The organism is Candidatus Pelagibacter sp. HIMB1623, from assembly GCF_052047695.1.
In the GTDB taxonomy this organism is placed as follows: Bacteria; Pseudomonadota; Alphaproteobacteria; order Pelagibacterales; family Pelagibacteraceae; genus Pelagibacter.
The window spans coordinates 322,216-346,574 of the sequence record NZ_JBNAJN010000013.1 but is presented as its reverse complement, the minus strand read 5'-3'; the positions used below and the strand labels follow the sequence as shown (position 1 = coordinate 346,574).

At 29.2% G+C, this 24,359-nt stretch carries 25 protein-coding genes; 15 read left to right on the top strand and 10 right to left on the bottom strand.

Annotation, left to right across the window (positions count from 1 at the left end):
- Nucleotides 1–48: 48 nt before the first annotated feature.
- Nucleotides 49–1,101 carry a quinone-dependent dihydroorotate dehydrogenase gene (locus tag ACTTBN_RS06260; RefSeq protein ID WP_440681550.1) on the bottom strand — a complete coding sequence of 351 codons (1,053 nt, stop codon included), beginning with the start codon at nt 1,099–1,101 and terminating at the stop codon, nt 49–51.
- Nucleotides 1,101–2,663, bottom strand: a complete 1,563-nt coding sequence (locus ACTTBN_RS06255) for a lysine--tRNA ligase (RefSeq protein ID WP_440681549.1) — start codon at nt 2,661–2,663, stop codon at nt 1,101–1,103. Before ACTTBN_RS06255 ends, ACTTBN_RS06260 begins: the two co-directional genes overlap by 1 nt.
- Nucleotides 2,664–2,750: 87 nt before the next feature.
- On the opposite strand from ACTTBN_RS06255, the gene ACTTBN_RS06250 reads away from it, so the two are divergent.
- Genes ACTTBN_RS06250 through ACTTBN_RS06240 form a run of 3 tightly spaced genes read left to right on the top strand, consistent with a single transcriptional unit; the run spans nt 2,751 to nt 6,302 of the window.
- Nucleotides 2,751–4,190 carry a TrkH family potassium uptake protein gene (locus tag ACTTBN_RS06250; RefSeq protein ID WP_440681548.1) on the top strand — a complete coding sequence of 480 codons (1,440 nt, stop codon included), beginning with the start codon at nt 2,751–2,753 and terminating at the stop codon, nt 4,188–4,190.
- Nucleotides 4,191–4,192: 2 nt separating this feature from the next.
- Nucleotides 4,193–5,569: an AmpG family muropeptide MFS transporter gene (locus ACTTBN_RS06245; RefSeq protein WP_440681547.1), complete on the top strand. Its 1,377-nt coding sequence runs from the start codon at nt 4,193–4,195 to the stop codon at nt 5,567–5,569.
- A complete protein-coding gene (locus tag ACTTBN_RS06240) occupies nt 5,559–6,302 on the top strand; it encodes a C40 family peptidase (protein WP_440681546.1) in 744 nt (247 codons plus the stop codon). Before ACTTBN_RS06245 ends, ACTTBN_RS06240 begins: the two co-directional genes overlap by 11 nt.
- Here ACTTBN_RS06240 and ACTTBN_RS06235 read toward each other — a convergent pair.
- Together ACTTBN_RS06235 and hisC are read right to left on the bottom strand one after the other, a co-directional pair.
- Complete coding sequence (locus ACTTBN_RS06235; RefSeq protein ID WP_440681545.1) at nt 6,299–7,195, bottom strand: prephenate dehydrogenase; 897 nt, start codon at nt 7,193–7,195, stop codon at nt 6,299–6,301. The two genes, ACTTBN_RS06240 and ACTTBN_RS06235, sit on opposite strands and share 4 nt — an antisense overlap.
- The gene (gene hisC / locus ACTTBN_RS06230; protein WP_440681544.1) at nt 7,196–8,278 is read right to left on the bottom strand and encodes a histidinol-phosphate transaminase; all 1,083 of its coding nucleotides are present in this window, start codon (nt 8,276–8,278) and stop codon (nt 7,196–7,198) included. It lies immediately after the preceding gene.
- 192 nt (nt 8,279–8,470) lie between these two features.
- On the opposite strand from hisC, the gene metX reads away from it, so the two are divergent.
- From metX to ACTTBN_RS06170, 12 genes are all read left to right on the top strand, one after another.
- Nucleotides 8,471–9,601 carry a homoserine O-acetyltransferase MetX gene (gene metX, locus ACTTBN_RS06225; RefSeq protein WP_440681543.1) on the top strand — a complete coding sequence of 377 codons (1,131 nt, stop codon included), beginning with the start codon at nt 8,471–8,473 and terminating at the stop codon, nt 9,599–9,601.
- Nucleotides 9,591–10,187, top strand: a complete 597-nt coding sequence (gene metW, locus ACTTBN_RS06220) for a methionine biosynthesis protein MetW (protein ID WP_262589873.1) — start codon at nt 9,591–9,593, stop codon at nt 10,185–10,187. Before metX ends, metW begins: the two co-directional genes overlap by 11 nt.
- A complete protein-coding gene (gloB, locus tag ACTTBN_RS06215) occupies nt 10,188–10,907 on the top strand; it encodes a hydroxyacylglutathione hydrolase (RefSeq protein ID WP_440672573.1) in 720 nt (239 codons plus the stop codon).
- Nucleotides 10,908–10,973: 66 nt separating this feature from the next.
- Nucleotides 10,974–11,372, top strand: a complete 399-nt coding sequence (rplU, locus tag ACTTBN_RS06210; protein WP_075506490.1) for a 50S ribosomal protein L21 — start codon at nt 10,974–10,976, stop codon at nt 11,370–11,372.
- A gap of 14 nt (nt 11,373–11,386) precedes the next feature.
- On the top strand, nt 11,387–11,641 hold the full coding sequence (gene rpmA, locus ACTTBN_RS06205; protein WP_075506491.1) for a 50S ribosomal protein L27: 255 nt from the start codon (nt 11,387–11,389) through the stop codon (nt 11,639–11,641).
- Between the two features lie 26 nt (nt 11,642–11,667).
- Nucleotides 11,668–12,651, top strand: a complete 984-nt coding sequence (gene cgtA, locus ACTTBN_RS06200) for an Obg family GTPase CgtA (RefSeq protein ID WP_440681542.1) — start codon at nt 11,668–11,670, stop codon at nt 12,649–12,651.
- Nucleotides 12,641–13,747 carry a glutamate 5-kinase gene (gene proB / locus ACTTBN_RS06195; RefSeq protein WP_440613704.1) on the top strand — a complete coding sequence of 369 codons (1,107 nt, stop codon included), beginning with the start codon at nt 12,641–12,643 and terminating at the stop codon, nt 13,745–13,747. The genes cgtA and proB overlap by 11 nt, the downstream gene beginning before the upstream one ends.
- Complete coding sequence (locus tag ACTTBN_RS06190; RefSeq protein ID WP_440681540.1) at nt 13,748–14,998, top strand: glutamate-5-semialdehyde dehydrogenase; 1,251 nt, start codon at nt 13,748–13,750, stop codon at nt 14,996–14,998. It abuts the gene before it with no gap.
- 1 nt (nt 14,999) lies between these two features.
- Nucleotides 15,000–15,521, top strand: coding sequence for a nicotinate (nicotinamide) nucleotide adenylyltransferase (gene nadD / locus ACTTBN_RS06185; protein WP_440681539.1), 522 nt, complete (start codon nt 15,000–15,002; stop codon nt 15,519–15,521).
- Nucleotides 15,522–15,538: 17 nt separating this feature from the next.
- Nucleotides 15,539–15,889 (top strand): ribosome silencing factor, encoded by a 351-nt coding sequence (rsfS, locus tag ACTTBN_RS06180; protein WP_440681537.1) that lies wholly within the window; start codon nt 15,539–15,541, stop codon nt 15,887–15,889.
- Nucleotides 15,886–17,022, top strand: a complete 1,137-nt coding sequence (locus tag ACTTBN_RS06175; RefSeq protein ID WP_262589881.1) for a S41 family peptidase — start codon at nt 15,886–15,888, stop codon at nt 17,020–17,022. The genes rsfS and ACTTBN_RS06175 overlap by 4 nt, the downstream gene beginning before the upstream one ends.
- A gap of 1 nt (nt 17,023) precedes the next feature.
- Nucleotides 17,024–17,500 (top strand): RNA pyrophosphohydrolase, encoded by a 477-nt coding sequence (locus tag ACTTBN_RS06170; protein ID WP_440681536.1) that lies wholly within the window; start codon nt 17,024–17,026, stop codon nt 17,498–17,500.
- Here the strand turns inward: ACTTBN_RS06170 and atpC are convergent.
- The 6 genes from atpC to priA form a co-directional block, all read right to left on the bottom strand.
- Nucleotides 17,493–17,885 (bottom strand): ATP synthase F1 subunit epsilon, encoded by a 393-nt coding sequence (atpC, locus tag ACTTBN_RS06165; RefSeq protein WP_440681534.1) that lies wholly within the window; start codon nt 17,883–17,885, stop codon nt 17,493–17,495. The genes ACTTBN_RS06170 and atpC overlap by 8 nt on opposite strands.
- The gene (atpD, locus tag ACTTBN_RS06160) at nt 17,885–19,303 is read right to left on the bottom strand and encodes a F0F1 ATP synthase subunit beta (protein ID WP_440681533.1); all 1,419 of its coding nucleotides are present in this window, start codon (nt 19,301–19,303) and stop codon (nt 17,885–17,887) included. The genes atpC and atpD overlap by 1 nt, the downstream gene beginning before the upstream one ends.
- Before the next feature lie 2 nt (nt 19,304–19,305).
- On the bottom strand, nt 19,306–20,178 hold the full coding sequence (locus ACTTBN_RS06155; protein ID WP_440681532.1) for a F0F1 ATP synthase subunit gamma: 873 nt from the start codon (nt 20,176–20,178) through the stop codon (nt 19,306–19,308).
- A gap of 6 nt (nt 20,179–20,184) precedes the next feature.
- Complete coding sequence (gene atpA, locus ACTTBN_RS06150; protein ID WP_440681530.1) at nt 20,185–21,720, bottom strand: F0F1 ATP synthase subunit alpha; 1,536 nt, start codon at nt 21,718–21,720, stop codon at nt 20,185–20,187.
- Nucleotides 21,721–22,278 (bottom strand): ATP synthase F1 subunit delta, encoded by a 558-nt coding sequence (atpH, locus tag ACTTBN_RS06145; protein WP_440681529.1) that lies wholly within the window; start codon nt 22,276–22,278, stop codon nt 21,721–21,723. It lies immediately after the preceding gene.
- Between the two features lie 109 nt (nt 22,279–22,387).
- Nucleotides 22,388–24,343 carry a replication restart helicase PriA gene (gene priA, locus ACTTBN_RS06140; protein WP_440681528.1) on the bottom strand — a complete coding sequence of 652 codons (1,956 nt, stop codon included), beginning with the start codon at nt 24,341–24,343 and terminating at the stop codon, nt 22,388–22,390.
- Nucleotides 24,344–24,359 lie beyond the last annotated feature (16 nt).

Genomic DNA, 24,359 nt, shown 5'->3' with positions numbered 1-24,359 from the left:
TCAGTGCCTATATAAGGGGAGATATTAAGGGCGTCAAGTTTATTAAAATTAAGAAAGAGTTTTATTTCCAACGATTTCTGAAATATTTTTCACCCCATCTCTAAGAAATAATTCTTTTAGCTCTTTTTTAATGTTTGCAGCAATGTTAGGTCCTTGAAATACCATTCCGGTATATAACTGAATATAATCTGCCCCTGACAAAAATTTATCATATGCAGACTTTCCTGAGTCTATACCTCCTACCCCAATTATTTTAATTCTACCATTTAACAATTTAAAGAATTGATTAATGAGTAAATTTGATTTTTGTTCAATCGGCTTTCCTGATAAGCCTCCTTTTTGATGACGTTGAATATTTTTTAAATCATCTCTAGTACTTTCTGATGTATTTGAAATAATTATTGCAGATATTTCATTTTCTAAAAGGATTTCTGATATTAATTCAATTTGGTTTAAATCAATGTCTGGAGAAATTTTAACTGCAATTGGAATATTAGTTTTCAATTCATTTTTCTTATCTTTAATTGATTTTAATAATTCATTTAATTTATTTTCATCATGAAAATTTCTTAAATTTTCAGTATTAGGAGAAGAAATATTTATTGTAATATAGTCAGCAACTTCATAAAATTTTTCTAATCCAATTAAATAATCATTCAATCGATTATCAGAGTCTTTATTTGGTCCAACATTTACTCCAAGTATTCCAATTTTTTTATTTGATTTTATTCTATTTAAAATAGTTTCAGATCCTTGATTGTTGAATCCCAATCTATTAATTAACGCTTGATCTTCAACTAATCTAAATACTCTTGGCTTTTCATTACCATATTGTTTTAAAGGAGTAACAGTTCCAACTTCAACAAAACCAAATCCCAATTTAAACAAAGGATTGTAAACTTCTGCATTTTTGTCAAAACCAGCTGCTATTCCTATTGGATTGCTTAAATCTTTACCAAATATTTGTGTTTTGAAAATTGGATCATTTTTATTTTCATCAAATACATTTGATACTAAATTAAATTTTAAAGATTGAATTGCTAGAGTATGGGCTTTTTCTGGATCTAATTTAAAAATTAAAGATCTTAAATTTGAATACATTATTTGAGTTTACTCATTATAAGGTCTTTTGTTTCATTAACACCAAAAAAACTTATAAAAAATCCCATTCTTGGACCATTTTCATCACCAAAAACCACCTCATAAATAAGTTTAAACCAATCTCTTAAATTTTCAGCATAACCATTTTCTTTTCCAGTAGAATAAATCAAAGTTTGGATTTCCTCTGGTGGCATCTGATCATTGCATTTTTCTAAAGTTGAAATTAAAGCCTCAAGAGCTTTTTTTTCATCTTCAGAAGGTTTTTTGTATTTTTTTTGAGACTTAATTACATCATTAAAATATTTAATTGCGTAGCCTACTAATGCATCAAAAATTGGAAAGTTAGTTTCTTGAATATTTGGTTTGTATTTTTTTACAAATTTCCATAACAAATCTTTACTATCTGCATTACTTGTTTCTACTAAGTTCAATAACATTGAAAAACTCATAATCATATCTTCTTTTGGAATGCTGCCATTGTGGACATGCCACACTGGATTCATTACTAATTGCTGCTCAGTCTGTTTTTTAGATTTTTCAATGTTATCCAAATATTCATCTACTGCTTTTGGAACTATTTCTTTATAAAGTTTTTTAGCTCTTTTTGGATTTTGATACATATATAGAGATAAACTTTCTGGTGAAGCATACTTCAACCATTGATCAATAGTTATTCCATTACCTTTAGATTTAGAAATTTTCTCACCCTTTTCATCTAGAAAAAGTTCATATGCAAACCCTGATGGATTCTTTTTACCCAATAAATTAATGATTTTTGTAGATAAAATTGCACTTTCAATCAAATCCTTACCATACATTTCAAAATCAATATCTAAAGCAAACCATCTCATTGCCCAATCTACTTTCCACTGTAATTTACAATTCCCGTCTAAAATACTACTCTCTAATTTTTTACCTTTATTATCGAATATTATTTTAGAATTAGACTGATCAATTTCTATTACAGGTATTTCCAAAACATGACCAGTATCAGGACATACTGGTAAAAAAGGACTGTATGTTTTTTGTCTTTCTTTCCCAAGTGTTGGTAAAATAATATTCATTATTCCTTCATAATTTTCTAAAATGATTTTCAAAGTTGGATTAAAAAATCCTGCCTTGTACAAAGATGTGGAACTTTTAAAATTATATTTAAAATTAAAACTGTTTAAAAAATCCTTCAGCATTTCATTATTATGTTCTCCAAAACTATTAAATTTTTGAAAAGGATCAGGTACTTGCGTTAAAGGTTTGTGAAGGTTTTGTTGCAACAATTCTTGGTTAGGAACATTATCTGGAACTTTTCTTAAGCCATCCATGTCATCTGAAAATGTAATAATTTCTGTTGGTAAATCTGTGAGTTGATTAAGTGCATTTACCATCATTGAAGTTCGTGCAACTTCTCCAAAAGTTCCTATGTGAGGTAATCCACTTGGACCATATCCAGTTTGGAGAGTAATCTTACCTTTTTTTTCAATAAAAGCTTTTCTTTCACGAAGCATTTTTTTAGCTTCAACAAAAGGCCAAGCACTTGTCTTTTCTAGGACATCTTTTTTAATCATGAATTGCTCTTTTTAACCTTAAACTAGTGATTATATTAATTCTTATAGAGTTGAAATTTATTTACCATAAAATATTGTTCTTTCAAAATGTCTAATTACAAAACTGTTTTTTTTACACTGGGAATTTTGCAAATAATATTGGGTGTATCAATGTTCATCCCAATTATAGTACAATTCTTTTACTCTGAGATAGACTCATCTTTCTTTGGTTCATCTATTGTAACTATAATTTTTGGAACTTTGTTTTTTTTATCTAATTTAGATCATGATAAAAAACTTAATCTACAACAAGCTTTTTTATTAACCGCCTTATCTTGGATTAGTATTGCAATATTTGGGTCTTTACCGTTTGTATTCTCTAGTATTGAGCTTTCAATTACAGACTCCTTTTTTGAAAGTATGTCAGGAATTACTACAACTGGATCTACTATAATCTCAGATTTAGAGAATGCCCCAAAAAGTCTTCTTTTATGGAGAGCTATTTTACAATGGCTAGGTGGAATTGGAATAATTGTAATGGCGATTACTTTAATGCCAATAATGAATGTTGGAGGTATGCAATTATTTAAAATTTCAAGTAATGACTCTTCAGAAAAAATACTCCCTAAGTCAAAAGAAATAGCACTTAGACTTATTTATATTTACTCAGGATTAACAGGAGTTTGTGCAATCACTTATTGGATATTTGGTATGGGTAAATTTGACAGCTTAACCCACTCAATGACTACAATTGCTACTGGGGGCTTTTCTAACTACAATGAGTCCATTGGATACTTTAATAGTTTACCAATTGAAATTTCGTCAATGTTTTTTATTATATTAGGAAGTATTCCTTTTATTGCTTACATTAAATTTATAAGTGGAAACAAAAAAATTTTTTTAAATGATATTCAAATCAAAACTTTTTTAAAAATAATAATATTCACTGTTATTATTTTATCTATTTATCTATTATTTTCTAACCACGAAAACTTTAATTTAAGATCAATATTTTTTAATACTATATCAATCCTGAGTGGTACTGGTTATGTAAACGCAGAATTTGATAGATGGGGTAGTTTTCCTATAACTTTATTTCTTGCGCTAATGTTTATAGGTGGATGTGCAGGATCTACAGCTTGTGGTGTAAAAATATTTAGAATTCAAATTCTTTATCTATTTATTCTAAACCAATTAAAAAAAATAATTTATCCTAAAGGAGTATTTGTAATTAAGTATGATCAAAGTTCAGTTGATGAAAAGTTTATAGCTTCAATTATTTCATTTATTTATTTTTATATCGTAATATTTTTTATTCTTACTACATTATTATCCTTAACTGGTTTAGATTTTATTACTGCTATCTCAGGTGCCGCTACATCTATTTCAAATGTTGGACCTGGTCTTGGTCCAATAATTGGTCCAAATGGAGATTTTTCTTCATTACCAGATCTTTCTAAGTGGATTTTAACAGTTGGTATGATTTTAGGTAGACTTGAGCTGTTTGCGATATTAGTATTGTTTTTACCATCATTTTGGAAAAATTAATTATGTCTGAAATAAAAAAAACATCTTGGTTAGAATCCATCTCAGTTTACAAAGATATCCGAATGCTAAGAATTTTATTACTTGGTGCAATCAGTGGATTTCCATGGGTATTGATTGCTAGTAGTTTAAGTCTTTGGTTAAAAGAAGAAGGATTAAGTAGATCTACTATCGGATGGGCAGGACTTATTTTTGGAGTTTATGCTTTTAATTATCTTTGGGCACCAATTATAGATAGAATTCAAATTCCTTTCCTAACTAAAAAATTAGGTCACCGAAGAGGATGGATTGTTTTAATGCAATTAGTAATTCTATTAAGTTTACTAGTTTGGAGTATTATAAATCCTACAGAAAATTTAGCATTGATAATTACAGTTGGATTAATCATTGCTATAGCATCAGCAACTCAAGACATAACGGTAGATGCATTAAGAATTGAACAAATTAACGAAAATGAGGGAAAATCAATGGCAGCTGGTGCTGCTATGGCTGTAGTTGGTTGGTGGACAGGTTACAAATTAGGTGGTGTAGTTGCTTTATTTACTGCAGAGTTCTTTGAAAATATTGGTATCCAAGATTACTGGCAAGCAACTTTTTTAATTTTAGGTGTTCTAATTATTTTAATGAATATCGCCCTAATGTTTGTTCATGAACCAATAGAAACTGACAGACAATCAAAACAAAAAGAAACTGACAATCTAATTAAAGGTAAACTAGGATCTAGCAATATCATTACAACTTTTGTTGCCTATATAACTGGAACAATTGGTGGGCCCATTATTAGCTTTTTTAAAAAAAATGGTTTTGCCATAGCTGCAGGAATTTTAGGATTTGTCTTTTTATTTAAAATTGGAGAAGCGTTCATGGGTAGAATGTCGATTGTATTTTATAAAGAAATAGGCTTCTCAAAAGGACAAATAGCAATCTATTCGAAAGGCCTGGGTTGGATCACAACTGTCGTATTTACTTTAATTGGTGGGGTAATGGCCATGAGGGCTGGAACTATAAAAACTATGTTCTTTGCTGGAGGATTAATGGCGATCACAAATCTGTTATTTGCTGTATTAGCATGGACTGGTAAATCTGAACTATTATTTGCAATAGCAGTTATTGCTGACGATATTACTGCAGCTTTTGCCACTGTTGCATTTGTAGCCTTTATATCTTTACTGGTTGATCGAACATATACAGCAACACAATACGCATTACTTGCTTCTATAGGAACTGCTGGAAGGACAACTTTAGCATCATCATCAGGAGCTTTGGTAGATTGGTTAAACGGAGATTGGGGAACATTTTTTGTCTTAACAACTATTATGGTAATTCCTTCATTAATATGTTTATGGATGATAAAAAATAAAATTAAAATTGGTGCAAAATAAATTTTGTTTTATAGGTAGTTTTTCTAATATTTATAAAAAACCTTCTAAATTTTCAGAAGTAACTTCACAAATATTGTATGGAGAAAAATTTAAAATTTTATCTAAAAATAAAAATTGGATAAAAATAAAATCTAATTTTGACAATTATACTGGTTATATTCAAAATAAAGATTATTCAAAAGAATTTAAAGCTAATTATAAAGTAAGTAGCTTAAAAGCAAATATCTATAAAAAACCAAATTTAAAAACAAATATTTTCCTGTCTCTTGGATCAAAGTTGTCGGTTAAAGAAACTAATAAAAATTATGCCAGAATTGATAAAAATAAGTGGATCAAAAAAAGAGATATAAAAAATATAAATTATAAAGAAAAAAGCTTCATTAAAATTTTTAAAAAATTTTTGAATATAAAATATATCTGGGGTGGAAAAAGTTATAGAGGAATAGATTGCTCTGCCTTATTACAAATATTTTACTATTATAATAACAAGTTTTTTCCTCGAGATACGAAGGATCAAATTAAATATTTAAAAGGAAAAATAAAAAGAAATTATCAAAAAGGAGATATCATTTTTTGGAAAGGACATGTAGCAATGTGTTTAAATCCCAAGCAATTAATACATGCATATGGACCTGAAAAAAAAGTATTGATTATGCCTATACTTAAAACAATTAAAAGAATTGAAAAAACTGCAAAACTTAAAGTTAAAAAAATAGCTAAAATTAAAATTTAGCTTCTTCCAAAATCTGGCTTATTAATATCTTGTTTAAGTTTAATAATTTTTGATCTGACTTTTTTAGTTTGAATAAGCTTGTTAATAATCGATTTATTATTTTTTGAATTAATATCAGATTTAAATGATTTCAAATTTTTAATAAACAAATCAATAGCATTTGAAATATTTTTATTGTTGTTAAAAAAAATATCTCGCCACATAATTTCATTAGAAGCTGCTATTCTTGAAAAATCTCTTAGTCCTCCTGCGCTGTATTTAATTAAATCATAGCTTTGTTTTTTCTCAAAATCCTGAGCTGACTTAACTAAATTATATGCAATTAAGTGAGGCAAATGACTAGTTATTGAAAAAATTTTATCATGTTTTTCAGGTGACATAATTGTTACTTTTGATCCAATTTTCTCCCAAAATTTTTTTAGAAAATTTAAATTTTTTTTAATTGTATTTTTTTCTTTAATTAAAATACACCATCTATCCTCAAACATATTGCTCTTTCCGTGCTGTGGTCCACTTACCTCAGAACCAGCAATTGGATGACTGGAAGTCCATGCAATTCCTTTTTTTAAAAATTTTTTTATTATTTTTGATGATTCGATTTTTGAAGAACCAACATCAGTAATTAATGTGTTGGGTAAAATATAATTATTTATTTTCATAATTATATTTTTGTATTCACTCATGGGTGTACAAAAAATAATAAAATTAGATTTTGTTACAGCTTCTTTTAATGAGCTTACTACCTTTCCAGGTAGTTTAAGATTTTCGATTTTTGATACATTCTTTTTTGACTTTTCATAAATGTATATCTTATCTGCTAATTTATTTTTATGTATAGATCTTAAAACTGAAGATCCAAGTAAACCACAACCTATGATTAAAATATTTTTCATTTAATTAAAAATCTTTCTTACTGCATTCATGAATATTAAATTTTCTCTAGATGAGCCAATAGTTAATCTCAATTTGTTTTTAATATGATAACCATCTTCAGTAGATCTTAATATAATTCCTTTATTTTTTAATTTTTGGTAAAGAAAATTTGCTGAATATTTACAGTCATCAAAATTTAATAGTAAAAAATTTGCCGATACAGCATTTGAAAAAATATTATATTTTTCGAGAAATTTTTTTAGTCTAGTTGCATAATTTAAATTATGTCTAATTGACTTTTGAATGAATTGCTTATCCTTCAAAGACTCTGCGGCCGCAACTTGAGCCAAACCATTTACATTAAAAGGTGGTTTAATAACATTTAACGCTCTAATTATCTTTTTCGATCCATATCCCCAGCCAATTCTTAATGAGGCCAAACCAAACATTTTAGAAAATGTTCGTAATATAAACACGTTGTCTTTATTTTTAAATAATTCTAAACCAGAGCTGTAATCATCATTTTTCATATATTCTGAGTACGCGTCATCAATTACTAATAAAATATTTTTATTCAACTTTCTTCTAAGTTCTAATATCTCTTTTTTAGTTAAATATGTTCCTGTTGGATTGTTTGGATTTGCAATAAAGACTATTTTGGTTTTCTTAGATACTTTTTTCAATATTTCTTCAATTGAAACTTTAAAATTATTTTCTTTTGCAAATACAACTTTTGCACCAACAATTTTTGCATAAATCCTGTACATTAAAAAACTATATTGAGGAACAATCACTTCATCCTTTGAATGTAGATATAATTGACATAACATTTGAATTACCTCGTCAGAGCCTGCTCCACATATGATCTTATCAAAATTACATTTGTACGCTTTGGATATTGCCATTTTAAGATTAGTAGATTTTCCATCTGGATATTTATCTAATACTAAATTTTTTTGAGATATTGCTTTTTTTGCTAATGGGCTCATCCCTAGAGCAGACTCGTTAGCTGATAATTTAATGACCTTTTTAACTTTGTTAATTTTAGATTTGCCAGGCTTATAAGCTTCTATGTTAAATTTTTTAAATTTAGGTGTGCTCATTTTTTTTATTTTTATGAGCTCTTTATAGATAAAAAAACAAATATTTATAGAGAATATGATCTTATTTTAAAAAATTGACATAAATTACAAGTTCTTGTACAAAATTTACGCGCTGATTTAACTGAATTGCGAGCGCTTAAAAAAAACCGCTAAAATAGTTTTTTTTCTCACAATTCATCTAAAGGCTTTAAAATGAATACAGAAAAAAATATTAAGACATTAATTATAAAAAAACCTCTTAAATTAGATTGCGGTAAAACTATAAACAATTTTCCAATTGCATTCGAAACTTATGGGTCTTTAAATGAGAATAAAGACAACGCTATATTAGTATTTCATGCACTAACTGGAGATCAATTTGTAACTGGTTTAAATCCTGTTACTAAAAAAGATGGTTGGTGGAGTTTTGCTGTAGGTCCAAACAAAGCAATAGATACCAATAAATATTTTGTTATTTGTTCAAATGTAATTGGTGGATGTATGGGATCTTATGGACCAGGCCATAAAGATCCTGAAACACAGAAAACTTTTGGAACTGATTTTCCAGTTATTACAATTAATGACATAGTGAATGCACAATATAATTTACTTGAACACTTTGGAATTGATCAACTATTTGCAATTACCGGAGGTTCCATGGGAGGCATGCAGGTTCTTCAATTTATCACCAACTTTCCTGATAAAGCTAAAACTGTTATACCCATTGCTACAACCTCAAGTCATTCAGCACAAAATATTGCTTTTAATGAACTAGGAAGACAAGCAATCACTGCTGACAGCGATTGGAAAGATGGAAATTATGAAGCTAATAACACCAACCCAGGTAAAGGGCTTGCTGTTGCAAGAATGGCAGCTCATATAACTTATCTCTCAAAAAAAGGTTTGCAGGAAAAGTTTGGGAGAAAATTGCAAGAAAGAGAAGATTTGAAATTTGGTTTTGATGCAGATTTTCAAATTGAGAGTTATTTGAGATACCAAGGATCTGTGTTTGTAGATAGATTTGATGCAAACAGTTACCTCTACATAACTAGGGCTATGGATTATTTTGATTTAGTTAAACAATTTAATGGAAATTTGTCTGATGCATTTAAAAATACAAAAGCTAAATTTTTTGTTATTTCTTTTACTTCTGATTGGCTTTATCCAACCCAAGAAAATAAAGATATTGTTATAGCTTTAAATTCTATTGGAGCAGATGTTGGTTTCGTAGAAATTGTATCTGATAAAGGTCACGACTCTTTTTTATTAGATGTTCCTGATTTTTTAAACGCACTGAAGAATTTCTTAGACAAATCTTATGCAGAGTTAAACAATGAAAAATGAATTTAAAGTAATATCAGATTTAATTGAAGATAATAAAAAAGTTCTAGATGTAGGTTGTGCAGATGGAACTTTGATGCAATTTTTAAAAGAACATAAAAATATAAATGTAAGAGGACTAGAGATTTCTAAGGAAAAAGTACAAGAATGTATTGCAAAAGGATTAACTGTAATAGAAGGTAACGCAGAGAAAGACTTAAAACAATTTCCTGATAAATCGTTTGACTATGTAGTATTGAGTCAAACACTCCAAGCATTTTTAAGCCCTGAAATTGTTTTAGATGAACTTTTAAGAGTTGGAAAAAAAGCAATTGTAACGATACCAAATTTTGGTAATTGGCAAGTTAGATTGCATCTATTATTTAAAGGTACAATGCCAATAACAAAATCTTTGCCAGAACAATGGCACAGTACACCTAATTTACATATGTGCACAATTAAAGATTTTGTAAATTTTATAAAATTTAAAGAAATTAAAATGATAAAAACTTTAGCTTTAAATAGTAACAACACTTCAAATATAACAAATAGTAATTTAGGAACTAAAAATTTATTTGCTGATCTTGGAATATTTTTAATAGAAAAATAAATGAAAGTTGAAATTATACCCTGCCTACAAGATAATTATAGTTATTTAATTATTGATAATGACAAACAGGAAGCATGTGTTGTTGATCCAAGTGAAGCTAAACCAATAATCAATTACTTAAACGATAAAAATATTAAATTAAAATATATCTTAAATACTCATCATCATTATGATCATGTTGGGGGTAATACTGAATTAAAAAAAAAATTTGGATCTGTTGTTTTAGGATTTAATGGAGATGCAAAAAGGATACCAGAGATTGATATCTTGTTAAAAGATAATGAAATTTGGAATAGCGGAAATTTTAAAGCTAAAATTATTCATATTCCTGGACACACAACAGGACATATTTGTTTTTATTTTTTTGAAGAAAACTTACTATTCACTGGAGATACTCTCTTCTCACTTGGATGTGGTAGAATTTTTGAGGGTACATATGAGCAAATGTATAACTCTTTAAATAAATTAAAATCTTTACCTAAAGAAACAAAAATCTATTGTGGCCATGAATATACTTTAAATAATTCAAAATTCTGCTTGGAACATGATTCTGAAAACTCTTCTTTGTTAAAGAAAATAGAATTTATAAAACAACAAAGAAATAATAATTTGCCTACTATTCCATCAACCTTACAAGATGAAATTGATTGTAATATTTTTTTAAGAGCTAATGACCTAAAATCCTTTTCAAAATTAAGGGATTTAAAGGATAATTTCTAACTAATTCAGCTTGACTATAGGCTTCCGGTAACTATATTGCGGTTACTTAAAATTAATATTCATACTATGTCATACGCAGTAATAAAAACAGGTGGAAAACAGTACAAAGTTAAATCTGGTGAAATATTAAAAATTGAAAAATTACCAGATTCAAAGCCTGAAACTAAGATAGAATTTAATGAAATCCTAGCATATGGGGATGATAAAAATATTGAGGTTGGAACTCCTAATATTGAAGGTGCCAAGGTAGAGGCAGACTTAATTAAAAATAGTAAAAATAGAACAATTCTAATTTTCAAAAAAAGAAGAAGACAAAATTCAAGAAGAAAAAATGGACACAGACAACAATTTTCTTTGATAAGAATTAACAAAATTTTTTCAAAAGATGGTAAAGTATTATCTGAAGCTGAAAAAATTAAACCAGCTCCCAAAAAAGAAGAAGTTAAGGAAGCTGCAAGTAAATAGTTATTAGGTAAATTATGGCAACAAAAAAAGCAGGTGGATCATCGAGAAACGGACGAGATAGTGCTGGTCGAAGACTTGGTGTTAAAAAATACGGTGGAGAAACTGTAATACCTGGAAATATAATTGTTAGACAAAGAGGAACAAAAATTTTTCCTGGCGAAAATGTTGGAATGGGAAAAGATCATTCAATTTTTTCTGTTATCAAAGGTAAAGTTGTATTCAAAAAATCTAAATTAGATAGAACTTACGTTTCAGTAAAACCCAATTAATAGTACAACCAAGAAAATGTTGTATTATGAAATTTCTCGATCAAGTTAAAATTTATATTAAGGCTGGAAACGGCGGTGATGGTTCACCAAGTTTTAGAAGAGAAAAGTATGTTGAGTTTGGAGGACCTGATGGAGGCGATGGAGGCAGGGGTGGCTCTGTCATTTTAAAATCAGAAGAAAACTTAAACACTTTAATTGATTACAGATATCAACAACATCATAAAGCTCAGCGTGGAGAGAATGGTTCTGGTCAAAATCGAACAGGTAAAAGTGGTGATGATTTGGTTTTAAAAGTTCCTCTTGGAACCCAGGTATTTGAAGAAGATAACAAAACTCTATTATTTGATTTTAATAAAAAAGGAGAAGAGTACATTGCTGCTAATGGTGGCAAAGGTGGTTTGGGAAATACTAGATTTAAAAGTTCTACAAACAGAGCTCCAAGAAAATTTACGAAAGGAACTTTGGGAGAAGAGTTTACAATTTGGTTACAACTTAAAACAATAGCTGATATCGGAATTATCGGATTACCTAACGCAGGAAAATCAAGTTTGTTGGCAGCACTTACAAACGCAAATCCTAAAATTGCTAATTATAAATTTACAACACTTAATCCTAACTTAGGTGTTGCTAGCTATGATGATAAAGAAATCACAATAGCCGATATACCAGGATTAGTAGAAGGTGCCCATGAAGGTGTTGGACTTGGGATACAGTTTTTAAAACATATAGAAAGATGCAAATCTTTATTACATTTAATTGATATTACTAATCTTGATCTTAAGGAATCTTATGATCAGGTTAAAAATGAACTTAAAAATTACAGTTCTAAAATGCTTGAAAAGAGAGAGTTAATTGTGTTTAACAAAATAGATTTAATTGATGAAGACACAGCCAAAGATGTAATTGATGATTTCTCTAAAGATAAAAATTGTGAGATAATGACTATGACAACTTTAAATAAAGAGTCGGTTTCAAAAATTAAGGCAAAATTATTATCCTATGTATCTTAAAAACTCGAAAATTATTGTTATTAAAATTGGTTCATCTTTATTAGTTGATGAAAATAAAAAAATTAGAAAAAAATGGCTTTCAAGCTTTGCGAGGGACATCAAAAAACTAAAAGATAAAAATCAAAAAATAGTCATTGTTAGTTCAGGTGCCATCGCTCTTGGATGTAAAAAAATGAATTTTAACAAAAAAAATATTAAGTTAGATAAAAGTCAAGCAATTGCATCTATTGGCCAAATTGAACTAATGAATTTATTCTCTCAGACCTTCTCAAAATTCAAATTAAATATTTCACAAATTTTGTTAACTCTAGAAGATACGGAGGAACGAAGAAGGTCCTTAAATGCCAAAAGAACATTCGAAAATTTATTCGAACTTGGATTTATCCCAGTTGTTAATGAGAATGATACAATTGCAACAACTGAAATAAAATATGGAGATAATGATAGATTGGCATCTAGAGTAGCTCAAATTACAAACGCTGATACGTTAATTTTACTTTCAGATGTAGATGGCCTTTTTACAAAAAATCCAAAAGTAAATAAAGACGCTAAACTAATAAAAATAGTAAATGATATAAACAAAGACTTAAAAGAAATTAATATCAAAGGAATTAATGAATATGGAAGTGGAGGAATGCAAACAAAAATTGAAGCTGCTAAAATTTGTCAATTAGCTGGCAGCAGTATGATTATTGCAAACGGACTGTATTCAAATCCTATTTCAAAAATTATTGAAAAAAATAATTGTACATGGTTCAGCCCAAAGGTCTCTAAACTTCATGCTAGAAAAAAATGGATAATTAGCTCAATTGCACCTAAAGGAAATATTGTAATTGATGATGGAGCCAAAAAAGCGTTAAAGCTTGGAAAAAGTTTACTAGCTGCAGGTATTAAAAATGTATCAGGAAGATTTAACAAAGGTGATCATATAAAAGTTTTAGATAAAAAAAATAATGAATGTGCTAGGGGTTTAAGTTCTTTTTCTTCTGATGAAGTAAAAAAAATTATGGGACACCATTCGAATGAAATTCAAAAATTACTTGGGTATGTTGCAAAATCTGAAGTTATTCATAAAGATGATATGGTAGAAGTATAAATGAATAATTATATGAATTTAATCGGTAAAAGAGCAAGAAAAGCAAGTCAATATAAAATAGACACAAACGTTAAAAATAGTGTTTTAGCCTCCTATGCCAAAATGCTTAACGAAAACAAAGATTTAATAATTAAAGAAAATACTAAAGATATTAATTACGCAAAAAAAATAGGATTAAAAGAAAATTTAATTAATAGACTTCATTTAAATGAAAAAAAAATAAACGACATCAGAAATTCTATTATTAGTATTATTAAATTTAAAGATCCCATTAATCATGTTCTAGAAAAGTGGAAAAGACCTAATGGATTAAATATTAGTAGAGTATCAATTCCAATAGGAGTTATTGGTGTAATTTATGAAAGTAGGCCAAATGTTACATCAGATGTTGCGGGTTTATGTTTCAAATCAGGTAATGCAGTAATCTTAAGAGGAGGTTCTGAGGCAATCAATTCAAATAGAATTTTGTCAAAACTTTTTAGAAAAGCGCTCAAAAAAAATAAAGTAGATGAAAACTTTATACAATTTATAGACTCTAAAAACAGAAAGATGGTTGATGTAATGCTTTCCAAAATGAAAGAATATATTGATGTTATAATCCCACGTGGTGGAAAAAATCTTGTAAGAAAAGTTCAAGAACTTTCTAAGGTTCCTATAATTGGTCATCTTGAGGGTATTTGTCATACATATGTCGACAAAGACGCTGAATTAAAGATGGCAAATAGAGTTGTTACTAACGCAAAATTAAGAAACACCAGCATATGTGGGGCGACCGAAACCATTATTCTACATAAAAATATTGTTAAAAAATTTAGCAATACAATCCTGGGTAATTTAGAAAAAAATGGTTGTAAAATTTATGGAGAAAAGACTTTGGCTAAATTTTATAAAGGTAAAATTTTTAAAGCTACTGAAAAAGATTGGTCTACAGAATATTTAAGCTCAGCAGTTTCTGTTAAAATAGTAAACAACCTCAATGAAGCTATAAGTCATATTAATAAGTATGGAACAATGCATACAGACTCAATAATTACAAAAAACAAAAAAACAGCTAATCAATTTCTAAAAGAAGTCAAAAGCTCTATTGCTATGCATAACACTTCAACTCAATTTGCAGATGGAGGTGAATTTGGGTTCGGAGGAGAAGTTGGAATTTCTACCAATGTACTACCACCAAGAGGACCTGTAGGACTTAATCAACTTATTTCATACAAATATCAAATTACAAGTAACGGTAAAATAAGAAAATAACTTGAAATCAAACAAGACAAAAATAGGAATTTTAGGAGGATCATTTGATCCTGCTCATAAAGGTCATCTAGCAATTTCAAAAGAAGCAAAAAAAAGATTTGAGCTTAAAAACATTATTTGGGCAATCACAAAAAAAAATCCATTTAAAAACCAGAGCGAAACCTCAGTTACTGAAAGAATAAAATTCTGTAAAAAAATTATTGGTAAAAATTCATTTATAAAAGTGAGATTTTACGAAAATAAAATTAATTCAAATAAAACAATCGATTTAATTAATCATTTAAAAAAAAATAAAAATATTGAAATCTATTTTTTAATGGGAGCAGATAACTTAATAAATTTTCACAAATGGTATAAATCAAAATCTATTTCACAAAAGTGTAATATTTTAGTTTTCGATAGACATGGCTATAAAAAAAACTCATTAAAATCAAAGACATTTAAGGCTCTCAGTAATACCACCCTCAAATTTATAGAGTTTAATAAAGTCAACATTTCATCTTCTCAATTAAGAAAAATTTGATAGTCTAAATTTAATTAATGGATAAAATTTCAGATCTCAAAGAAATTGTAATTACCACATTAGATCTTAACAAAGCTGAGGACATAGTAACTATTGATCTTAAAGATAAAAGTTCGATGGCAGATTATATGATAATAGCAAGCGGTACATCATCTAGACATATACAATCTTTATCTGAACAAGTGTTAGAAAAGCTTAAAGATAATGGAATTAAAGACTCTAAAATTGAGGGTAAAGAAAGTGGTGAATGGAAATTGGTAGACGGTATAGATCTAATCGTTCATATTTTTCATCCAGAGAAAAGAAAATTTTATGAATTAGAAAAAATCTGGTCAGAATTTATTCCTAAAGAAAAAATAATGATATGAAAATAATTAAATATTACTCAATTATTTTTTTATCATTTTTTTATTTAAGTTCAGCAAACTCTTCTGAAGTAGATATTTACAAAAAGATAGATTTATTTGGCGAGGTTTTAGAAAAAATAAATAGAGAATATATTGATGAGATCAATCAATCTGAAAGCATGGACTCTGCTATCAATGGCTTACTTCAATCTTTAGACCCTTATTCCTCTTATATGTCTCCTGAAATTCTAGAGGAAATGCAAACTGAAACTAGCGGTGAATTTGGCGGCCTTGGAATTGAGGTAAGTATGGAAGCAGGAGTTGTTAAAGTTATTTCACCTATTGATGACACACCAGCGTCAAAAGCTGGATTAAAAGCTGGTGATTACATTGTGAAAATTAATGATACCCAAGTTCAAGGGAAATCTCTAAGTGAAGCTGTTGATTTAATGCGAGGCCCAGTAGGTTCAAGTATAGAATTAACAGTTAGACGAAGAGGAGAAAAAAAAGCACTAACATTTAATATCACTAGAGAGATAATTGAAATTCAATCAGTTAAGTCAGAATTATTAGAAGAAAATATTGGCTATATTAGATTAACTTCATTTAATGAAAACAGTAGTGATCAAATAGAAAAACAAATAAAGAAATTAAAAAAAAATAAAAATCTTAATTCATTTATTTTGGATTTAAGAAATAATCCAGGTGGATTACTAAACCAAGCAATAAGAATATCTGATTTCTTTTTAGAAAATGGTGAAATTGTCTCTACTAAAAGTAGAAAAAAATCTGATAATAGAAAATGGTTTGCAAAAAAAGGAGACATAACTGACGGAAAAACATTATTAGTACTGATAAATTATGGATCAGCTTCAGCATCAGAAATTGTTGCAGGAGCTTTAAAAGATCACAAAAGAGCAATTGTTATAGGTGAAAACAGTTATGGTAAAGGTTCAGTTCAATCTATTATTCCTCTTAAAAATAGAGGCGCAATACGTTTAACTGTTGCAAAATATTATCTTCCATCTGGGAAATCTATATCTGAGGTTGGTGTACGTCCAGACATTGAGGTGAATGAAGAAGGTGATAATTTTAAAATAAGAACTGACACTGATAATCAACTAAATTACGCAATTAAATTACTCAACGGATAAAATGAAAAAAGATTTACATAATCTTCCACTAAGAAGTGGAGTAGGAATTGTTGTGTTAAATAAAGAGAACAAAGTGTTTGTTGCCAAAAGAATAGATAACCCCAAAAATTTTTGGCAAATGCCGCAAGGCGGTGTAGATGAAGGTGAGGATTTTTTAAAAGCTGCTTACAGAGAACTTGAGGAAGAGACCAGTATTAAAAATGTTGAATTAGTAAAAGAATTAGATGGAACCATAACTTATCAACTTCCAGATAGATTGCTTGGTTTGATTTGGAAAGGAAAGTACAGAGGTCAAAAACAAAAATGGTTTTTAATGAGATTTGTTGGGTCAGATAGTGAAATAAATATCAAAACTAAACACCCTGAGTTTTTAGAGTGGAAATGGGTAGAGCTAGACAAAATAACAGACTTAGTGGTTGATTTTAAACTACACGTGTACAAAGAAGTTAAAGATAAAGTAAAAAAAATTCTTAATTAAGAGTTTTTAAAACTTCAATTTTTTGATCTACTAAATATTTAGCTTGATCATTAATATCTGACTTTCCTGACTCTTCTTCAGCTTTTTTCAGTAAATCCTGTTGAACAGATTTATCCATATCAGACAAATTATAAATTGAGCTAGTTAGAATAGATAAATTATTATTTTTAAACTCTACTATACCATCCTCAACATAATAATTTTCATCACCAGATTTTGAGCTTACTTTGATGATGCCTGGTTTTAAAAATGAGATAATTGAAATGTGATCCTTTAATATCCCCATTTCTCCTTCAAAAGCAGGTACTACTACTTCTGATACATCTTCTTTAACCAAAAAAGATTTTTCAGGATTTACTATCTCAATTTTAAATTCTTCGCTCATTAAGCTGCAGCTTCTTTTTCCATTTTTTGAGCTTTTTCAATAGCCTCTTCAATTGTACCAACCATGTAGAAAGCTGCTTCTGGCAGGTGATCATATTCACCTTTACAGATTGCATCAAATCCTTTGATTGTAGATTCAAGATCAACTAATTTTCCTGGTGAACCTGTAAATACTTCTGCAACAAAGAATGGTTGAGATAAAAATCTTTGAATTTTTCTTGCTCTTGCTACAACTAATTTATCTTCCTCAGATAATTCATCCATACCAAGAATAGCAATAATATCTTGAAGAGATTTATAAGATTGTAAAATTCTTTGAACATCTCTTGCTACTCTATAATGTTCATCACCTACAACTCTTGGATCTAAAATTCTTGAAGTAGAATCTAATGGGTCTACTGCAGGATAAATACCAATCTCAGCTATCTGTCTTGAAAGTACTGTGGTTGCATCCAAGTGAGCAAATGATGTTGCAGGCGCTGGATCAGTTAAGTCATCGGCTGGAACATAAATTGCTTGAACAGAAGTAATTGATCCTTTGTTAGTTGTTGTAATTCTTTCTTGAAGGTTACCCATATCGGTTGCCAAAGTAGGTTGATATCCTACAGCTGACGGAATTCTTCCTAAAAGAGCTGATACCTCTGAACCTGCTTGTGTAAATCTAAATATGTTATCAACGAAGAATAACACGTCTTGTCCTTCTTGATCTCTAAAATATTCTGCTACTGTTAATCCAGTAAGAGCAACCCTAGCTCTTGCTCCTGGAGGTTCGTTCATTTGTCCATAAACTAAAGCTGCTTTAGAACCAGGACCATCTTTTTTTATTACCCCTGAATCCATCATTTCATGATAAAGGTCATTTCCTTCTCTAGTTCTTTCTCCAACTCCAGCAAAAACTGAAAATCCACCATGTGCTTTTGCAACGTTGTTAATCAATTCCATAATTAAAACTGTCTTACCAACACCAGCACCTCCAAATAGTCCAATTTTTCCTCCTTTGGCATATGGTGCTAATAAGTCGATAACTTTAATACCAGTAACTAATATTTCAGTTTCAGTTGATTGATCATTAAATTCAGGTGCAGCTCTGTGAATAGGCCAGCTTTCTTTTGTTTTAACCTCACCTCTTTCATCAATTGGCTCACCAATTACATTAATAATTCTACCAAGTGTTTCTGGTCCAACAGGTACCTGGATGGGAGCATTCGTATTTACAACTTCATCTCCTCTTTTTAATCCTTCAGTAGCATCCATTGCGATTGTTCTAACAGTAGATTCTCCTAAATGCTGAGCAACTTCTAAAACTAATCTATTGTCTCCATTTTTACACTCTAATGCTGTTAAAATTTCTGGTAATTCTCCCTCAAATTTTACGTCTACTACTGCTCCAATAACTTGTGTGATTATTCCTTTGCTCATAATTATAAACTTTCCGCTCCTGATATGATTTCTATTAGTTCTTTAGTAATTGCTGCCTGACGACTTCTATTATACTCGATAGTAAGTTTGTCAACCATTTCACCTGCGTTTCGGGTTGCATTATCCATTGCGCTCATTCTGGATCCTTGCTCGCTAGCTGAATTCTCTAACATTGCCTTGAATATTTGGGTTGAAATATTTTTTGGCAACAAATTGCTTAAAATTTCATCTTCGTCTGGTTCAAATTCATAACTTTCCTCTGAACTATTTTCACTTTCTTCATTATTCAAAGGTATTATTTGTTGAGCTTGAGGGATTTGAGTAATAACGTTTTTAAATTTATTATAAAATATTGTACACACATCAAACTCACCAGCTTCAAATTTTTCAATAATGATTTTTCCAACTTTATCTGCATCAAAATAATTAGCATTTTTTGATTCTTTAAAGGAAATGTTTTCAATTATTTTATCACCATAAGTTCTCTTAAGTTGGTCATTGCCTTTTGAACCTACAGTAATAATTTTAAGTTCTTTATTCTCATCTAAAATTTTAGAAAAGTAACTTTTTGCTTTCTTAATTATGTTGGAATTAAACCCACCACAAAGACCTCTATCTGATGTCATAACAACACAAAGATGAACTTTGTCTTGTCCTGTACCAGCTAATAACTTTGGTGCATTTTCTTTATCTGAAATTCCACTGGAAAGGTTTAAAATTACATTATTCATTTTTTCTGAATAAGGCCTTCCCTTTTCAGCACTTTCTTGTGCTTTTCTTAGTTTTGCAGCCGCAACCATTTTCATAGCTTTTGTAATTTTTTGAGTAGATTTTACACTAGCTATTCTTTTTTTTAGGTCGTCTAAACTTGCCATAACTAATTATGATTTAAGGGTTTCCTTTAATTGAGTAATTAATTCAACCAATAACTTTTCTTTATCTTCTTCAAGTTTTCCTGAACTTTGTATTGAATCAATTATCTCAGGTTTTTCTGATTTACATTTCTCTATGATCTTACTTTCAAAACCTGCAACATCTTTTAAATCGATATCATCAAGATATCCTTTAACACCACAGAAAACCGAAATTACTTGTTCAGCAACTGTCATTGGAGAATATTGTTTTTGCTTTAAAAGCTCAGTCAATTTTGACCCTCTATTCAATAACTGTTGAGTAGAAGCATCTAAATCTGAACCAAATTGAGCAAATGCCGCCATTTCTCTATATTGAGCAAGTTCAAGTTTCATAGATCCTGAAACTTTTTTCATAGCTTTAGTTTGTGCAGACGAACCTACCCTTGAAACTGATAAACCAACGTTAATTGCAGGTCTTATTCCTTGGTTGAATAATTCAGTTTCCAAGAAAATCTGTCCATCTGTAATTGAAATTACGTTTGTTGGAATAAACGCAGATACGTCTCCACCTTGAGTTTCAATAATTGGAAGTGCTGTTAGAGATCCTCCACCATGTTCATCACTCAATTTCGCAGCTCTTTCTAATAATCTACTATGTAAATAGAATACATCTCCTGGATAAGCCTCACGTCCTGGAGGTCTTCTAAGTAAAAGTGACATTTGTCTATAAGCAACTGCTTGTTTTGATAAATCATCATAGATAATTAACGCGTGCATTCCGTTATCTCTGAAATATTCACCCATAGCACAACCAGTATATGGAGCTAAAAACTGAAGTGGCGCTGAGTCTGATGCTGTTGCTGCAACAATTGTTGTATATTCCATTGCACCAGCTTCTTCTAATGTTTTTTGAATTTGTCTAACAGTTGATCTTTTCTGACCTACAGCAACATAAATACAATATAATTTTTGTTTTTCGTCACCTGATTCATTAATCTTTTTTTGGTTTATGATCGCGTCAACTGCAACAGCAGTTTTTCCTGTTTGTCTATCACCAATAATTAATTCCCTTTGTCCTCTACCAATTGGAACTAAGCTATCAATTGATTTTAACCCTGTTTGCATTGGTTCATTAACTGATTGTCTTGGGATTATTCCAGGAGCTTTTACTTCAACCCTGCTTTTCTTTACGCCTTTATCCAATGGACCTTTTCCATCAATAGGATTACCCAATCCATCTACTACTCTACCTAATAATTCTTTTCCAACTGGTGTATCAACAATATTTCCTGTTCTTTTAACAACATCGCCCTCTTTTATATTTCTATCATCACCAAAAATTACAACACCAACGTTTTCACTTTCTAAGTTTAGAGCCATCCCTTTTGAACCATCAGAAAATTCAACCATCTCTCCAGCTTCAACATTATCAAGACCGTAAATTCTAGCGATACCGTCTCCAACTGATAAAACCTGACCTACTTCTGAAACTTCAGCTTTATCTCCAAAATTTTTTATTTGCTCTTTTAATATCTTTGTAACTTCTGAAGGATTTATTTCCATTTATGCCTCTATCATTCTATTTTCGATTTGTTGTAATTTATTTTTAATTGAGGTATCAACCATAGTACTTCCAACTTGTACTACCAAACCCCCTATTAAACTCTCATCATGCTTATAGTTTAATTTTATTTTTGAACTAAAATTTTTAGTTAATTCTTCAGTTATATTAGAAATTTCTTCACTAGATAATTCTTTTGCAGACTTTAGTTCTGCCTTTAACTCACCCCTCTTTTTAGAACAAATTTCAATAAAACTTTTTAAAATTCTTTCGATGAAGAAAAATCTTCTTTTTTTAATTAAGAAACTTAAAAAATTTTTTAACAAAGATTCGAATTTATAATTTTCAGAAATCATATTTACAACTCTTAGTAAGTCATCTTGGCTTGTAGTAGGATCTTTAATCAAATTTGAAAAATCATCACTTTGGTCTAATAATTTTAATATTGATAATACTTGTTCTTCTATAGAAGAGAGTAAATTACTTTCGCTAGATAATTCAAAAAGCGCGAGAGAATATCTCTCTGCTGAAGTAATTGAAAATCCTGTATCTTTGCTCAACTTAATACCTCTGTTATGTTGAAGATTATTTTAAAATCACGCCTTAATTAGCATATGACCTTTATGTCTTCAAGTGACGGATTAGTGAAAAAGCTCTTTTTTTTTGGGATTAATTGAAGTTAATTGGATCAACATCAACTGAAAGTTTTATTCCTGATGAAAATTTGTAATTTGGGATAGCATCAGCAATAGAGCCTTGCAATTTCATTGATTTATTTCCTCTAATAAGAAATCTTATCCTAAATTTTTTATTCAATCTAAACAAAGGAGCATCCACTGGACCTAGGATATTTGCTTGAACTTTGCTTTTTAAGTAATCTTTGAATTTAAAAGCTTCCATCTCAAGCTTCTTTTGATTTTCACTTGTCAAAATTAAAGAAATAAACCTTTGATAAGGAGGGAGTTTGTTTTTTTTTCGAATATCTAATTCTCTTTGTAAAAATAAATCAGGATTTTTATTAGTAATTTCAGAAATCATATTTTTATTATGATTGTGTGTTTGAAAATAAACTGTTGCTGGTTTGCCTGTTCTACCAGCACGTCCCGATAATTGATGATAAAGCTGTAGATTTTTTTCTGCTCCTCTTAAATCATGACCTTGAGAGGATAGATCAATATCAACTACAACTATACAATTTAGATTTGGAAAGTGAAAACCTTTTGAAATTAATTGAGTACCTACTAATATATGAATTTCATTATTAATTATCTTATCTAATTTAGAAATAGAGTCCTTTTTGTTCATTGTGTCACTAGAAAAAATTTCAACTTCTTTATTTGGAAATTTTTTTTTAACTTCTTCTGAAATTCTCTCTACTCCTGGTCCGCTAAATATAAAATCACATTCTCCATCTTTTGAGCATTTTCTTTTTAATAAAGTTTTAAATCCACAATAATGACATAAAAGATTATTTTTATTTTTATGATAAACAAGATTGATACTACAATTGGGACAAGAATAACTAGTAAAACATTTATTACATAGAGCGTGAGGAGAAAAACCTCTTCTATTTAAAAAAAATAAAATTTGATCTTTTTTATCAAGATGAAAATTTACTTTTTCAACAATTTTATTTGATAACCATGATTGTTTTTCAAGTTTAGTTTGATTCAAATCAATAATTTCATAATTTGGCAAAGACGCATTTTTATATCTTTCATTAAGTCTAGATAAGGAATATTTGCCTTTTTGAATATTTTCGAAAGTCTCTATTGAAGGAACTGCGGTAATTAAATTAATAGGAATGTTTTCAAAAGACGCTCTTGAAATAGCCATATCTCTAGCATTATAAGTTACTCCTTCGTCTTGCTTAAAAGACTGATCATGTTCTTCATCTACAATTATGATACCTAATTTTTTAAATGGTAAAAATAAAGATGATCTAGCTCCTATAATTACTTTTATTTCACCATTTGATATTCCACTCCATATTATTTCTTTCTTTTTTTTTGAAATGTTTGAATGCCAAATTGCTGCTTTAAATCCAAAATACTCATTAAATTTTTTTTCAAATTGACTGGTTAAACCGATTTCTGGAAGCAAAATTAACCCCTGATAGCCTTGTTTTACAAGGTTTTTTAAAGCCTCAAAATATACTAACGTTTTTCCAGATCCAGTCGTTCCTTGCAAAACATGCACTCTGAACTTCTTGTTGTTCTTACTCATTTGTTCAAAAGCTTTTGTTTGATCAGCTGTTAGTTTTATTAAATTTTTTTTAATTTCAGTTTTAAAAAAATCATAGAAACTTTTTTCTTTATCTTCTATAGCGCTACTGCTCAATAATACTAATTTCAATGCCATTCCTTTTGGAATGATATTATAAACAGAAAACCAATTCAGAAACTTTATGGTATTGGAGTTTAAAGGAGTTACATTTAATCTCCTTAAGATACTTTTTACTTTAAACTTTTTATTATTACTCTTTTCAAACTCATCCCAAACCACCCCTGTAATTTTTGATTTTCCAAAAGGTACTAAAACATAGTCGCCTAATTTTAAATCAATATCACTCTCATATGTAAATGGATGATTAAAAATATTAGGTAACAGAATCGGATATTTCATATTTTTATAATATGAA